Below are 16,696 nucleotides of genomic sequence, written 5' to 3' on the forward strand. Positions count from 1 at the left end.
TTATTATCTTACTTCTAATCCTTCAACCTGTGCTAAAGCCATTAGAATATTATCCATACTTTGTTTTACCTCTTCATCCTTCAATGTCTTTTCTGGATTTTGGAAAGTTAAATGGTAAGCTAATGATTGCTTTCCTGCTTCAATATTAGCTCCCGTATAACGGTCAAACAATTCAATACGGATTAAATCCTTCCCACCAGCTTGTTCAATGATTGTCACCAGGCGTTGATGAGAAACCGTCTGATCCACCAATAAAGCTAAATCTCTAGAAGTGGATGGATACTTAGCAAGAGCAGTTTGAACGAGTTCTTCTCGTTGATATCGTACAAGCCTATCCATCTCCAACTCTGCAAAATAGGAACACTCTTCCAAATCATATTCTTCCGCTATACTTGGATGTAATTGGCCAACCAAGCCAATGACTTCATCAGCTAAAAGAATGTGAGCAGTGCGACCCAAATGCATAAACTCATAATCTTGTGTTGCCTCAAATCGCATATGGTCTATAAGCCTTAAGTCAGCCAAAATTCCTTCGAGCATTCCCTTAATATCATAGAAATCATACTTTAAACTTCCTGAATCCCAACGCGCACTTGCTTTTTCTCCCGATACAAACAATGATAAACGTTCTGTTTCTTGAGGTTGCTTATTCTTTTCCTCATTCATTAGAAAGACCTTTCCAATTTCATAAAAGGCTAAAGGTTTATTATGACGGGCTTTATTATATCGAGCAATTTCCAACATAGAAGGAAGCATCGATTGACGTAGAACAGAACGATCTTCTGACATCGGTAAAAGAAGAGTGACTTTGTCTGGTTGACTTTCATTTAGCTTGGCCTGCTCAGGAGAAACTAGACTATAAGAAACCGTTTCAGTCAATCCCATTCCTTCCGCCAGATGACGGCATGCTCTAATCATTATTTGTCGATCATCTAGCTTGGCAGGACGACTAGGCGCACTTGGCAAGCTAGCAGGAATATTATCATAACCATAGATCCGAGCAACTTCTTCTAATACATCTGCTGGTATTTTAATATCCCAACGACGAGGAGGCACTGAGACCACAAAATCTTCTTCCCTAAATTCCACCTCAAAAGCTAATCGATCAAAAATCACTTGTAAATCATTTTGGCTCAGATCAATCCCTAATTTATTATGAATATCTTCGTTTTTTACTTGCACTTGAACAGACTCTACATCACCGACCTTTATTTCGGCTATCGCCTCTTCGACTCGCCCTCCAGCCAGTCTTGCAATTAACAAGGCCGCTTGCTCACCCGCTTCCGAGACCGTCGCTTGATTAATGCCTTTCTCAAAACGGGCACTTGCTTCTGAACGTAAGCCTAACCGACGCGAAGCAGATCGAATCGCTCCTCCTTCAAAAACAGCCGCTTCAAGCAGAACATTTCGGGTCGTATCTGTTACATGAGAGTTCAAACCACCCATAATTCCAGCCAAAGCAATAGGCTCGTCCTCTGCGGCAATCACAATATCTTGTTCCTCAAGCGTTCTTTCTTTTTCATCTAAGGTTTGGAATTTTGCTCCCTGATACCCATTACGGATAGAGATTGTTTTACTTGGTAAGGCATCATAATCAAAAGCATGAAGCGGTTGTCCATAATAAAGCATGTAATAATTAGTTGCGTCAACAATATTATTCATCGGACGAATATTAGCTTTCATTAACCGCATCTGGATATTGATAGGACTTGCTTCAATCTCAACATCACGAATCAATCGAAGCTGATAGTGAGAAGACAAATCAGACTCTTCTTGCACAACCTTTACGGATTTCATCCAATCAAGAGCCGTCACTTCATCAGGCTTCGCAGCTAAATGAGAAAAATGGGGTTTTTGCTGAATAATGGCGCCCACTTCAAAAGCCGTTCCCCGCATTGATAAGGCATCCGCCCGATTAGGTGTAATTGACAATTCTAAGATGGGATCATCCAAGTCTAGGTACTCGATTACAGATGCTCCAATCGGAGCGTCTTCTGGTAGTAACATGATACCATCCGCGAATTCTTTTGGGACCACTTTTTCTGACAAACCAATTTCTTGTAAAGAACAAAGCATTCCTTGAGAAACCTGTCCTCTCAATTCAGACTCTTTAATTAAGATGTCTCCTGGCAAGACCGTTCCTTCAAGCGCTGCTATTACCTTAGCGCCTTGACAAACATTCGGCGCTCCGCATACTATCTGACGTAGGTTCCCATCGCCAACATCTACTTTTGTGAGATTCAAATGATCAGAATCCGGATGAGGATGTAGTTCCACCACTTGACCCACAACTAAAGGGCCTTGAATATCTTGAGCTAAATTATCTACTCCTTCAATTTCGATTCCAGTTCTAGACATTTTTTCTGCAATATCATCTGCCGAATATTGACTCAAATCGAGAAATTCTCCTAACCAGTTATATGATACATACATTAATTTTGTCCTCCTTTGAATTGATTTAGAAATCTCAGATCATTTTGATAAAAATGTCGAATATCATCAATGTTATACTTAAGCATCGCCACTCGGTCAATCCCTACACCAAAGGCAAAACCAGAATAACGTTCTGCATCGACACCTGACATTTCAAGTACATTCGGATGAACGATTCCTGCTCCTAACACTTCTATCCAACCTGTTTGCTTACAGATCGAACAACCTTCTCCGCCACATTTAAAACAAGAAACATCAACCTCTACTGAAGGTTCTGTAAATGAGAAGAATGAAGGACGAAGTCGGATTTCTCGTTCTTCACCAAAAAATGCCTTGGCAAATTGCAATAAGGTTCCCTTTAAATCTGCTAATGTAATACGAGGAGCCACTACTAACCCTTCCATTTGATGGAACTGATGAGAGTGTGTCGCATCATCTGTATCACGACGGAAAACTTTACCTGGCGATACCATTTTTAACGGCCCATCTTTTTCAAAGTTATGTTGCTCTAATGTCCTTGCTTGAACAGGTGAAGTATGAGTCCTCAAAAGAACTTCTTCAGAAATATAAAAGGTATCCTGCATATCACGAGCGGGATGATTTCTTGGCAGATTCATTCTTTCAAAATTATAAGTATCGAGTTCTACTTCTGGTCCCTCAATAATTTGGTAGCCCATGCCTAAGAATAAATCTTCTAACTCTTCACGCGTTTGAGTCAGAATGTGTCGAACACCTTGTGACTGAATCCGACCTGGTAAAGTGACATCGATTGTTTCTTTAGCTAACTGCGCTTGTAATTCTTCTTGCGCAATCTGTTTTTGTTTTAAGTCAAAAGCTTCATTGAACTTTGTATGAAATTGATTAATAAACTGCCCCAGCTGAGGTTTCTCTTCTTTATCAAGATCTTTCATCTTTTTCGAGATTTTAGTGAGCTCTCCCTTTTTACCTGTATAATTTACTCGGAGATCTTGTAACTCCTGACTTGATGAAGCTTGTTTGATGTCTTCTAGAGCTTTCTCAATAAGTGTATGAACTTGTTCTTGTAATTCTTTTATCATCTCTGTCACCTTTTTCCCCCTGAATAGTTTTGATTAGCATTTGATCGTACAAAAAAAGCACCTCCCAAATAAGGGACGCGCTACCGTGGTACCACCCTTGTTCTCCAAGCCATTACAAATCTCAGAGCACTTTACATTGTTAACCCCAATGAAGGTATCCTTTTCTAGTGATGATCCACTATTGACAGATCGACTCCAAGACTGAAAAATGTTGTTACTACATAGTCTGTTTACAGTCAAGACAGACCTCCCTCTAATGTAATTAACACAACATGGGTCTCTTCATAGTCTTTATTATTGCTGCATCCAGTATAACCCGAATGATCTTCCTCGTCAATTGATGGTTAGCATGATTCTCATCGTATCCTCATCAAAAACAGCCCTTATTTGAAATAAGGACTGTTCCAATCATCCTATTTATTATGGGTTTAAACTACTCTGAAACTTCCACAGCCTGAGCTTTACTTTGTTCTTTATTTTTAATAAAGTTCATAATCCCTGCACACCATTCACAAATGGCACTATGTTTATCCATCCAAGTGACGATATAAGACTCACCATATAGAGGGAGAGCGAGTGTTGCTCCAAACATATGCTTTACAATAATATCTTGTTCTTTTTCTGATAATTCTGTTAACTTCAAAGCATTCTCTAAAGCAATTCTGGGGTGTTCATAATTATGGCCTTTCCCTCCAACACAATGCTTATCACAAGATTCATAATAGAAAAGATCATGTAATAAAGCCGCTCTAGCAGTCGCCACCTCATCTAATCCCAAAAACTTGGCAATCTTATATGACCGATAAGAAACTGATATAGAATGTGCTAACCGATTCGTTACTTTATGATGAACAAATTTTTCTAATGCTTGAACTTCTTCTGACCCCATCAGGTCTGCTACAATTTCCATATAGTCCTTATTTTCACGCCAAGTTAAAGCCATTTAGACATGCCTCCATTTAATTTACTAACTTAAGTATACCCTTCTTTTATAAAAAAAATGTAAATTCCATGTAAAGTTTTGGTTAAGCCCCTATAACATTTTACTCTCTTCACTCCAGGCAAACATCAGAATACCGGCTGCTACCGCTACATTTAAAGACTCTGCCCTTCCTGGCATGGGAATATAAATTTTTTCGTCCGCAAATTTTAGCCAATTTGAACTTACTCCCTTGGCTTCATTCCCCAACACTAGAACTCCTTTTTGCCCAGCTAAGTTGCGATAAGATTTTGCCTCTTGATGCAGTGCGGTCGCATAAACAGGAAGTTGTCGATCAGCAATATAAGTCATTAAGGTCGAATTATTTTCTTGAATCAATGGCAAGTGCCACAAAGATCCCTGTGTTGAGCGAATCACTTTATCATTGTATAGATCCACACACCCTTCTCCTATTAGAACCCCATCAAAACCAGCAGCATCTGCTGTTCTTATCATCGTACCTAAGTTACCAGGATCCTGAATACTATCACAAAGTAAGTAATAATCTCCATTTAACTTTTGAGAGACCTGACCTAAAGGATTCATACCCACAATCGCAAGAACCCCTTGAGAAGTCTCTGTCATTGTGAGACTTGCCATGATCTCATTCGTCACTTCAATCATTTCAATCCCACTAGCCATCAGCTGTTGTTTGAAGACCGGTTGGTTGGTTACTTGTTCAAGAAATTTTTGTGTAACAAGAATCGTTAATAGGTTGACTTGAGACCGAAGTGCTTCTTCGATTAAATGTTGCCCTTCGATTATATATTGCTGTGTTTTACGTCTTCCTTTACTAGTTTGCAATTTTCTCCAGTCTTTAATTCTCTGATTTTGCTTAGATTGTATGAATTCCATCGTCTGATTCCTTTTTCCTTCCCTTTACTTCTATATCCTAAACGTTGTACGCTAGAACTTTACAGCAAAGTACATAAAAAAGCAAACCCACTTTTGACATGAGTTCGCTTAGATAATCATTAACGTGTCAGACGATAAATCGCTTCAGCATAAATAGCAGTTGCTCTCAAAAGATCTTTAATCGCTAAAAATTCATTAGCTTGATGCATCGTATCAATCGAATCAGGGAAAAGCGCTCCATAGGAAACCCCTCGCTCCATTAAACGTCCGTAGGTTCCGCCACCAATTGTTTGCTCATAAGCCTCAAGACCCGTTTGTTGATGATAGACATCAAGCAAGGTTTTAACTAAAGGATCCTCAGGTGAAACATAGTGAGGCTCTTTAGCCTTTGTCATCTCAATTTGAATCGCCTGATCAACGAGGGCTCTCTCGATGGCTGATTGAATCGTCGCTGAATCGGTTCCTTTTGGATAGCGGAAATTCGCATTAATTAAGCCTCCCTCTGTCAGATTATATTGAAGAATTCCCACATTCATAGAAAGGGCTCCCATAATTTCATCAGTAATCGCCACTCCTAATTGACTACCTTCAAAATCCTCATGTAGGGTCTGGCCTGCTAAAGCAAGAAATTCATTTGCTGATTGAGCATCGTAATCATATTGATTTAAAAAGTTAGCTAAATAAGTACCTGCATTATGGCCTTTCTCAGGAGTCGAACCATGGGCAGCTTTACCTGTCACTTCAAACTGAAGACTATCCGCATCAAAACTAACATGACCGCTAATTTCCTTACCTTCCAAATAGCGACCAAAATCTTCCATCATTTCTTCGGGATGATCGGTCTTAACCGTGGCAACTGCTTCTTGAGGTACCATATTGGCCCGTAATCCCGCTTGAAACTGGGCTAGTTTTACTGTACCATTTGTATTTTCTCCCGAATTAAAATGAAAGATTGCAGAAACGTTCCCTTTTTCCCCATTAATAATCGGAAATTGAGCGTCTGGTGAAAAGCCATAATCAGGCATTTCAGCATGTTGAGAATAGTGATCCATACACATCCAACCAGACTCTTCATCAGTACCAATGATTAAATGAATTTTTTGATTAAATTGAACCCCTAATTCACGCAATAGCTTGATTGCAAAGTAGGCTCCAACTGTCGGTCCCTTATCATCAGAAGAACCTCTCGCATAGATCCTTCCATCCTTAATGACCGGTTCATATGGATCGGTCTCCCATCCTGTTCCTTCTGGGACCACATCCACATGCCCAAGGATTCCTAAAACTTTCTCACCTTCACCAATTTCAATCCTCCCCACCAAAGGACCAAATTGTTCAGTAGCAAAACCATCTTCTTGTGCCATCTTTAAGAACTCTTCTAATGCCGCTTTAGGTCCAGGGCCTACTGGAGCATCCTCACTTGCAAGCGCATCCTCACGAACAGATCTTACTCGGATTAATCTAAATAAGTCCTCTAGCAAGGCATCCTGACGCTCCTCAACCTCTTGAAGCCAATTAATATTCTCTAATTTACCCATGTCTTCCCTCCATTTTTTATTTACTTCTTTATTATAATGCATGAAAACCCTTTAGACTAGCTTAATCCAAAGGGTTTTAATCGTTCTAATTCTATTTCACTTAATCGGCGGTAATCACCAAATTCTAAGTCGGAATCCAATTCAATTGGGCCCATCGTTTGTCGATGAAGTTCCGTAACCTTCAAATCACAAGCTTCAAACATGCGCTTCACTTGATGAAATTTCCCTTCATATATCTGAACCGTAATTCGAGACATATCTTGTTCAAATCTAACTTCTTCGATCACTAATTCTGCTGATTGAGTGGTAAAATCGCCCAAATCCAAGCCGTGGGCAAAAGCTTCAACCGTCTTTTCCGTCACAATACCTTTAATCTCAGCATAATATCGCTTAGCTACTTGGTGCTTGGGTGATGTTAAACGATGTCCTAGTTTCCCATCATTTGTTAACAAAAGCAAACCAGTCGTATTGATATCCAACCGGCCTACAGGAAAAAGATCAGGACGATAGTCTTCAGGGGCTAAGCAATTCAAAACCGTTGAATGATACGAATCTTCGGTTGCTGAAATAACTCCTTTTGGTTTATTAAGCATCCAATAGACAAACTCTTCGTGAACTACCTTTTGCCCGCCCACTTCTACCTGATCTTGTTCCGGACGGACATGAAGATTAGGCTTTTTGACTACTTCCCCATTTAATCTTACATGTCCTCCACTAATCAGCGCTTTCACTTCTTTACGAGACCCAAAGCCATTATTACTTAATAATTTGTCTAGTCTCATTTATTAATACTTAATCTTTCTTGTAACTCTGATTGATAATCACCAATGAGGATCGACATCATTCCAAACAGACTCATGACCCCCAGATATAAAATCATCGCCATAATCACAACGATAATAATTTGTAAGAATGTCAGGCCTCTTCCTGCCGGATCCATCATCGCATTCATTGCTCGGTTCCAGGCTACCGCCCCAATTCCCATTACAACCGTACCAATCAAGATTCGAACGAGATCTCCGACAAAATAACGGTCACGAATTTTTATCGCGCGCCAGATTTTCATCCACATCATAACGGACGAGACACCGAAACCAATCATTGTCGCCAACATGGCCCCATGCGCTTGGAATAAAGCAACCATTGGAAATTGTAAAATCAGTTTAACAACGATTCCGACTACCAAATAGCTGACTGCTTGGCGGCGATAATTCATTGATTGTAAGATAGCTGAAAAGACCGTATAAGTTCCTAATGTAATGGACATAAAAGAACCGGTTACCAACAAAGCTGGACCTTCTGAATAACCAGCCGGATAGAAAAATGGATAAAGATTGTTTGCAATCGCAGCCATTCCGACTGATGCAGGTAACATAATAAAGGCAAATACTAGAACAATATCTTTAATCAATTCTCCTGTTTTATTAACGTCTCCTTCAGAAAACTTTGCAGAAACGGCTGGAATAGATGATGTCGCAATCGCAACAGATATCGCAATGATAATCATAACTAATTTATCCACATCTAAACTCATTGCCCCAAACAACTCTGATATTTCATTCGACATTAAGACCGTGGTTCGAATCAATATCTGTTTAAAAGTATAAGTATCAATATTCTGAACAATAATGATTCCACCACCTAAAAGAACAAAAGGAATCGAATCAATCAGCATTAAGCGTAAACTCTCTTTAAAATCTACATCCAAGCGATCTCGAGATTCTGCTTTCAATTGTTTCAATTGTGGTAGATGACGAAGATAACAAATAATCAAATAGATTAAAGAAGCTAAAGCTCCCACAAAAGCAGCAAATGTCGAATGCGCCACTGCATAAGTTGCATTGCCTTGATAGATTGTCATTATCGCATAAGTCGCAACCAACATATAAATAACTCGCACAATTTGTTCTAATACTTCTGAAATTGCAGTCGGAACCATATCGTTTAACCCTTGGAAGTAACCCCTGATTAAACTCATCGCTGGTAAGATCAATAAGGCAGGTGCCAACGTTCTAATAATTGTTGTAGCTGCTTCTGGATTATCCGTGGCTGACTGGTTGGCAAGAACAGGTGCTAAAAGAAACATTAAGCCTGCGGAAATGACACCCGAAATCAACATAATAAGCATACTATTTCTGAATAGCTTATCTGCCACTTTAAACTCTTTTTTCGTGTTATAGTAAGCCATTTGCTTGGCCACTGCACTTGGAAAACCTGCTGTCGCAATCGCTAGAAAAAGTGAGTAAGGTTTATAACCGACTGTATACAAAGTATTAGCCTGAGTATACTCTGCCCCCAACCAGGTTGCCCAAGGGATCACATATAAAGCACCTATTATTCTAGAGAAAATTTTACCAAAAGATAACCAAGCTGTCCCTGAGACAAAGTTACGACTCGCTTCTTTGTCCGCCTCTATGCTTTGATCCGTATCCTCCGTCATTTCCTGTTGACGCATAGCTGATTCAATAATAGCATCCGTTAAAATTGGCTCATGATAATGCGCCGTTCTCTGGGAGACCTTATCTCCTAGACTTTGATTTTCAGGATCAAAATCCTCTGGAACCACTTCTTTAGCATCGCTCATTCGATATTCATAAAAAACATCCGGACCTTCTTTTAAGCTTATTTCATCTTGATAAGCCGCTTTTTCTTCAGAACGATCTTTTTTGCTAGGCATTCTTGCCGCTAACTGTCCGAGCGAATCTTTTGTTTTACTCCACATTGTGGAGCCTTTTTCCGTTAAATTCTGCCATACCTCTGAAGATGAACCGTTAGACTGTTCTTCAGAATAGGAGGTATCTTCATCATCCTGCTCAAATTCTTGATAAGTAGCGAGATCTTCCTCTGAAGCAGAATCTTCCCATTCGTCTTCTAACTCCGTCCGAGCAGGCCGAATGACCTGATCTTCTATCTGACTCTCTCGCTCTTCAACTTTAGAGTCAGTTGTAATTCTAATATCTTCATCTTGATACTGATCTTCAGTAAGTTCATCAGAAGAAATAACTTGATCGACTTGAGGATACTCCTCTTCTGCCATCATTCCCTCTCTATCTTCAACCTCATATTCTTCCACATACAAAGGCGCATCCTGAACGTGATTATTCTCTCCATCAAAACTACTTGTTTCAGAAACTTCTTGATCCAAATATGCTTCATCAGAGTCATCCTCTGTACGACGAATCCGAAAATTAGAGCTATCACTTTCTAACACTTCTGTATCTGTTGCGGAAACAGGGTGATCTCCTAACTCAGAAAGATTTAATTCTCCCTCTTCATGACTTGTATCTGAGTAAAACACTTCATCTTCTTCATCAGAATAATATTCCGTTTCTTCAAGATCTTCTCGCGTCGAAAATACGCTCTGCATGATCCTTTTGAAAAAGCTTGGTTTCACATTCGCAACTCTTTTTTGGTTTTGCTCATCACGCAATTGATTCTCAATTGAACGATATTCAAATGGGTTAGAGTTAGAACGCTCAGTTGAGCTTTCTTCTTCAAAATGATGCCGTTGATAAACGTCCTCTTCAATATCCATGGATAACGTTTCTTCTAACTGGTTAGCCGAATCCTTATACTCAGCTAGATCGATATCCTGATGATCTACTTCTTCTCTTTCAACCTTCCTGTCATAGAAAGTTAATTCTGTAGGTAAATCATAATTCTCTAATGAATCTTCCGGATCAAAAGGTTCAACCTCTGAACGGTCAAAATACTTTTCTGTAGATGTCGTTTCTAATTCTTCTTGAATTAGATCATCCTCCGCGAGGTTATCCTCTGTCTCTGGTTCAGTCGTAGAATGAGAAATAACATAAGTTATTTCTTCTTCCTGAGGCTCCTCTTGAGCTTCTTCCTGGTAAGCGTTAGGCGTTTTAAAAGTTAGATCCATATGCGGTTCATTCGTTTGATCACGATCTTCTATTAAGCCTTCATTCTCTACTTGACTTGCCTCTGGTGTGTCAGTATATGAACGATCAGCTAGATTATTTCCCTCACCTTCTTGACTATATGAAGCTTGTGGTTGAGTGTCAAGGCGTTGTTCCACAGCAAAATAATCCGAATCGAGCGGTTGAGGATTAGGACGTCTAATTTTTCTCAAGTCCTCTTCCGTAAACTCAATCGTTGCATAACGATCGTAAGTCTCATTTAGATACTTTTCTTCAGAGCCAGGTGATCGTTCTTGTTTATTTTGATCATTGTGACGTTCAGACACTGCATACACCCCTTTTCGTAAAATATTTCATTATATAATATATCATTTTTCATAGCCAAATACGATCATTAAGCCTTTTTTCCTTTAGTTTGCTACAATATTTACCAAGCGATTTGGAATAGATATTACTTTCCTAATCGTTTTCCCTTCCAATTCAGATTGAATAGCCTCATGATTTAACGCCAAATCTTCCATTTGATCTTTAGCTAAGTCAACTTCAATTTCAACTTTTGCTTTTACTTTGCCATTAACTTGAATCACAATTTCTACTGTATTATCAACCGTAAGCGCTTCTTCATAGGTTGGCCAATCTGCTTCTGATACTGAATGAGAATAACCAAATTGTTGCCAAATCTCTTCCATCAAATGTGGAGCAATTGGTGCTAGCAACTTAACAAAGCCTTCAGCATACTCTCTTGGAATAATCGTTTCTCCTTTGGCTTCATTCAAGAAAATCATCAATTGAGAAATCGCTGTATTAAAGTGAAGATTTTCATAGTCTTCTGTCACTTTTTTAACGGTTTGATGATAGACCTTAGTTAAACGATCATTCTCTTGATCCTGAATGGTTTCGGCTTGTTTACCAGTATCTTCATTTATTAATAAACGCCAAACTCTCTCTAAGAAACGACGTGCTCCTTCTAGGCCTTTCTCCGACCATGCTATCGATGCATCAAGTGGTCCCATAAACATTTCATATACTCTTAAAGTATCTGCCCCATATTGTTCCACTACCTCATCTGGATTGACCACATTTCCTTTGGATTTCGACATTTTCTCATTATTTTCCCCAAGAATCATCCCTTGGTTGAATAGATTTTGGAAAGGTTCTTTAGTAGGAACAACTCCGATATCATATAAGAATTTATGCCAAAAACGAGCATACAGCAAATGAAGAACGGCATGTTCTGCTCCTCCGACATACAGATCCACATTTTGCCATTTCTCTAACGCCTCTGGAGAAGCAATGGCTTCAGAATTAGTCGGATCCATATAACGAAGGAAGTACCATGAAGACCCAGCCCATTGCGGCATGGTATTAGTCTCACGTCGTCCCTTCATTCCTGTCTCTGGATCCGTCACTTCCAACCATTCCTTAACATTCGCTAAGGGAGATTCTCCCGTTCCACTCGGTCTAACTTTATCTATTTTAGGTAGTATGACTGGTAATTGATCTTCAGGAACAGCGGTCGTTGTCCCATCTTCCCAATGAATCACTGGAATAGGTTCTCCCCAATATCGCTGTCTAGAAAAGACCCAGTCTCTTAATCTGAAATTGACTTTACCTTGTCCCTTGTGATGCTCTTCAAGCCAGGCAATCATTTTGGTGCTAGCTTCTTCATTTTTCAAGCCATTTAAAAAGTCCGAATGGATGTGAATTCCATCGCCAATAAAGGCAGCTTCTTCAATTCCTTCTTCTGATTCGATTACCTCTTTGATTGGAAGATTAAATTGTTTTGCAAACTCATAATCACGTTCATCATGACCTGGTACTGCCATGACAGCACCGGTCCCATATGAAACCAAAACATAATCCGCAATCCAAACTGGAATCTCATCTCCTGTTACTGGATGAACAGCATAAGCACCAGTGAAGACACCTGTTTTATCTTGATTAAGTTCGGTTCTTGCTAAATCAGATTTAGTAGCAGCAGAAGTCACATAATCATTGACTGCTTCTCGCTGTTCTGGGCTAGTAATTTCACTCACTAGTACATGTTCTGGTGCCAAAACGATATAAGACAAGCCAAACAAGGTATCAGGACGAGTAGTATAAGTTTGAATCAAGGCCTCGGAATCTTTCACCTTAAAATCAATAACAGCTCCTTCAGAACGGCCTATCCAATTTCGTTGCATTTCTTTAATACTTTCTGGCCAGTCTAATTCTTCTAAGTCATCCAATAAACGTTGAGCATAAGCTGTAATCTTTAATACCCATTGTTTCATAGGGCGACGTACAACGGGGTGACTCCCTCGTTCAGACAATCCATCGATCACTTCTTCATTTGCCAAAACTGTACCTAAAGCTTCGCACCAATTAACCATAATATCCGCTTCATAGGCTAACCCTTTTTCATAAAGCTTGGTAAAAATCCACTGAGTCCATTTATAATATTCTGGATCGGTAGTCGAAAACTCACGTTCCCAATCATACGAGAAGCCTAAAGACTTAATTTGACGTTTAAAAGTAGCAATATTATGGGCTGTAAATTCTGCAGGATCATTCCCAGTATCCAAGGCATATTGTTCCGCTGGCAAACCAAATGCATCCCATCCAATAGGATGAAGAACATCGTATCCTTGTGCACGCTTCATTCGAGCCATAATATCAGTTGCTGTGTAGCCTTCTGGATGTCCCACATGTAATCCTTGCCCTGACGGATAAGGAAACATATCGAGCACATAATATTTCTCATGGTCTGGACGATTCTTAGTAATAAAAGTTTGATCTTGCTCCCAATAATCTTGCCACTTTTTTTCTATAATACGATGTTGATATGTCATTTTTAGATCCTCCCGAAATTATTTATTGTTATTTTATATTTTAAGAGATAAAAAGAAAAGCCCTATAAGATCTACAAAAAGACCTTATAGGGCGAGTTAGCGCGGTACCACCTATTCTTTTACTAGAGTTTCCTCTAATAGACTTCGAGCGATAACGTGACTAACGGATTAAATTAACACTCATTAGAGCTTAGTCTAATCATAATACATGGAAGAGTTCAAGTAAGATTAAACGCTTATTTTCACCAACCATAAGCTCTCTACAGTTTGTTTCATACTCTACTAGGTCCTGCTAATTTTAATGATTAATAATTGATCACTTGTCCAAGATAAATGTTAGCTCCACCATTTTTTTCAATTAATTGGTGAACATCTTGTCCAGTCTTCTGAGCAATTGAATACAATGTTTCTCCAGCTTGTACTGTATAACTTCCAGTTGTTGCTGTTTCTTCAACCGTTGCAGTTTCAGTATAGTCTCCTGTTTCTTGTACCGGATTAACGGATTCAGTATATGTTTCGCTTGTTGCTTCTTCTGCTTGATAGTTGCTATCTGCTACTTCAGTACTTTCTACTGCTTCAGTTTCTGCTATTTGAGCACTTTCTACTGAACTTGCTTGAGCATTTCCAGAAACTTTTAGTTCTTGTCCTGGATAAATCCAATCAGAGGTTAAACCATTTAATTCCTTCAGTTCGCTGATTGTCATGCCATGATTGACAGCAATTCGATATAATCCTTCTCCAGCTTGTACTGCGTATGCAGAAGCAGATGTGGAATCCGTTGAAGGAGCTTCTGTACCAGAATCAGCCACTGAACCTTTCCCTGCTGGGATCGACAAGGATTGGTTAGGCAGGATAGTAGAATCTATCGTTAAACCATTAGCTGAAGCTAAGTCATAAACACTTATTCCATGACGACGTGCGATCGCATAAAGCGAATCGCCTGATTGAATAGCATAAGAACCAGATCCAACATTATTTTCATTATCAATCGTTGAATCAGATCCTGCAACTGGTGTCGCACTTGAACCAGACCCAGGGATCACTAATTGTTGATTGGGATGAATCGTGGAATCAACCGAAAGACCGTTTGCCGCACATAATTCATCAAGAGATACACCGTGATTCTGAGCAATTCTATAAAGTGAATCGCCTGATTGAATAGCATATCCTCCTCCAGCTTGTGGAGTGTCCTCTACTGGAGTTGCAGGAGTTGGAGCTGAGCTTGGGCTATCGTATTGACTTAATCCATATTGACTAATTAAATTATTCAATTTTCCTGCATAACGTGTATCTGTCGCATAACGTCCTGTTAAATGAGCGGTTGCATCTTGATACGAGTTTGTATTAGATTTTTTAGCACCCGCATAATAATTCGCACGCCATGATGATCCAACACCTGTCAATGTATTTGCATAGTCCAATAATGAATCATCATATGAATTATAGCGTTTAAATGCATCTTTTATTGGATAATAGTTACCATTCCCTGAATCTTCTAAAGTATCAACTGTTACCGATTGTCCATTAAAAGACCCTTTAATACCGAATAAGTTATAATTAGGAGCTTGAGCTAAACCTGAGTTGCCCCAACCTGATTCTAAAGCCGCTTGAGCAATCATTACAGAAGCATATAAATCATTCTCAGCCGCAATTCTTGCAGCAGATTTTCCAACTTTAGCAATGAAATCTTGTGGTGAAAACTTACTTACGGCTCCTTGAGCATGGACAATAGCTTTTTCAGCTGTGGCTTGATCTAACGCCATTCCAGCAGAAAACATGATCACGCCAGCATTGACATGCGTCACGATTTTTTTATATAACTTGCGTCTTTTCTCTTTGAATTGCTGACGCATTCTTTGATTACGCTGATTAATCATACATAAACCTCCAAATAATTTTTCCTCTCGGATACAGAGTCCATTATAATCCAAGTACAAACAAAAATGGGGCTAAAGTCGTACTTTTATTGAACCCTTAACACTTGTAATGTTATTGAAATCTTTTCACATATTCAGTAAAGACTTGCTAACATTTGTGGGTACTCTGTATAATAGGTTTACTAGCTTATAAGAAGGTGTGATCTTGAAAATAATTATAAAATTAATTAAATTAAGCACGATCCTACTATTTTTAGCCGGATGTGATCAATTGTATCATTATCAATTAAAAGACAGCTACTGGCAGACTCAGATAGACCACGAAGATCTTCCCCTCACCTATCAAGTTTACTTTTCAAACGATCAAGTAGCATTCACTGTTGATGAAGAATCCCTCTTAACCATGGCCGAAGAAGACCTTCGTTTAGAACTTCCTTCTGTTAAAGAAATAATCAATACTTCAAGTGAAAAATTTAACTATCAGTTTAATTACCAAATTAGAGGAAATGAACTGATTTTACTAGATCCGAATGATAATCAACCGGTCCAAACATATTCCTTTAAATTTGCTGATAAACAATTGCTTTTAAACAATGATCAACTGGAGATCCCTCTCCAACTTGAGGAGGTTCCAAAACCTTGAAAAATGCTCTTCAGTACAGCCATAGTCTATTAAATGATCTTATTCACCGATTTCCAAATGGTCTCTTTATTGACGCCACACTCGGAAAAGGACATGATACCGCCTTTATCCTCGAACAGAAACATTTTACAGGTCAAGTAATCGCCTTTGATATTCAAGAGCAAGCGATACAACTGGCACAAGAGCGACTTGAGAAATTTCCCAATCATCAATATCATCTCTTTCATGCTAGTCATGATGCACTGAATGAAATGCTCCCAGTTCATGATTATCCCGAAATCCATGGCGCCATTTTTAACTTAGGATATTTGCCCGGAGGAGATCATTCTATTACCACTCAATTCCACACAACTTTAGCAGCGATCATCCAAATACAGGAACGATTAGTGAGTCAGGGTCAGATTATCCTCGTTCTTTATTCTGGCCATCCTCAAGGACTACAGGAAAAAGCTTCTTTACTTGAAAAACTAAAAGCCTGGCCTCAAAAGGATTACACTATTTGTCACCTAGAATATCTCAATCAGGACAATTCTCCTCCTTCCCTTCTTATCATTGAAAAAAAATAACATCGTAGCCTTGCCTAATCACAACAAGCGCT

At 39.2% G+C, this 16,696-nt stretch carries 11 protein-coding genes; 2 read left to right on the forward strand and 9 right to left on the reverse strand.

Annotation, left to right across the window (positions count from 1 at the left end; genetic code table 11):
• Positions 1–3: 3 nt before the first annotated feature.
• The 9 genes from pheT to HZY91_RS09095 form a co-directional block, all read right to left on the reverse strand.
• The gene (pheT, locus tag HZY91_RS09055) at positions 4–2,433 is read right to left on the reverse strand and encodes a phenylalanine--tRNA ligase subunit beta (protein WP_197115953.1); all 2,430 of its coding nucleotides are present in this window, start codon (positions 2,431–2,433) and stop codon (positions 4–6) included.
• Entirely contained in the window at positions 2,433–3,491 is a 1,059-nt protein-coding gene (gene pheS, locus HZY91_RS09060) for a phenylalanine--tRNA ligase subunit alpha (protein WP_197115985.1), read from the reverse strand. Before pheS ends, pheT begins: the two co-directional genes overlap by 1 nt.
• 433 nt (positions 3,492–3,924) lie before the next feature.
• Positions 3,925–4,434 (reverse strand): HD domain-containing protein, encoded by a 510-nt coding sequence (locus HZY91_RS09065; RefSeq protein WP_197115954.1) that lies wholly within the window; start codon positions 4,432–4,434, stop codon positions 3,925–3,927.
• Between the two features lie 90 nt (positions 4,435–4,524).
• Complete coding sequence (locus HZY91_RS09070; protein WP_197115955.1) at positions 4,525–5,325, reverse strand: TrmH family RNA methyltransferase; 801 nt, start codon at positions 5,323–5,325, stop codon at positions 4,525–4,527.
• A gap of 119 nt (positions 5,326–5,444) precedes the next feature.
• Positions 5,445–6,863 carry a dipeptidase PepV gene (gene pepV / locus HZY91_RS09075; protein ID WP_197115956.1) on the reverse strand — a complete coding sequence of 473 codons (1,419 nt, stop codon included), beginning with the start codon at positions 6,861–6,863 and terminating at the stop codon, positions 5,445–5,447.
• 56 nt (positions 6,864–6,919) lie between these two features.
• Positions 6,920–7,645, reverse strand: a complete 726-nt coding sequence (locus HZY91_RS09080; RefSeq protein ID WP_197115957.1) for a pseudouridine synthase — start codon at positions 7,643–7,645, stop codon at positions 6,920–6,922.
• The gene (locus HZY91_RS11170) at positions 7,642–11,073 is read right to left on the reverse strand and encodes an oligosaccharide flippase family protein (RefSeq protein WP_197115958.1); all 3,432 of its coding nucleotides are present in this window, start codon (positions 11,071–11,073) and stop codon (positions 7,642–7,644) included. Before HZY91_RS11170 ends, HZY91_RS09080 begins: the two co-directional genes overlap by 4 nt.
• 84 nt (positions 11,074–11,157) lie before the next feature.
• The gene (leuS, locus tag HZY91_RS09090) at positions 11,158–13,578 is read right to left on the reverse strand and encodes a leucine--tRNA ligase (protein ID WP_197115959.1); all 2,421 of its coding nucleotides are present in this window, start codon (positions 13,576–13,578) and stop codon (positions 11,158–11,160) included.
• Between the two features lie 305 nt (positions 13,579–13,883).
• Complete coding sequence (locus HZY91_RS09095; RefSeq protein WP_197115960.1) at positions 13,884–15,455, reverse strand: muramidase family protein; 1,572 nt, start codon at positions 15,453–15,455, stop codon at positions 13,884–13,886.
• Positions 15,456–15,660: 205 nt separating this feature from the next.
• Here HZY91_RS09095 and HZY91_RS09100 point away from each other — a divergent pair, with 205 nt between their 5' ends.
• On the forward strand, positions 15,661–16,098 hold the full coding sequence (locus HZY91_RS09100; RefSeq protein ID WP_197115961.1) for a hypothetical protein: 438 nt from the start codon (positions 15,661–15,663) through the stop codon (positions 16,096–16,098).
• Positions 16,095–16,664, forward strand: coding sequence for a tRNA 5-(aminomethyl)-2-thiouridylate-methyltransferase MnmM (gene mnmM / locus HZY91_RS09105; RefSeq protein WP_197115962.1), 570 nt, complete (start codon positions 16,095–16,097; stop codon positions 16,662–16,664). Before HZY91_RS09100 ends, mnmM begins: the two co-directional genes overlap by 4 nt.
• The last annotated feature ends 32 nt before the right edge of the window (positions 16,665–16,696 follow it).

Source organism: Facklamia lactis, assembly GCF_015863205.1.
GTDB lineage: Bacteria > Bacillota > Bacilli > Lactobacillales > Aerococcaceae > Facklamia > Facklamia lactis.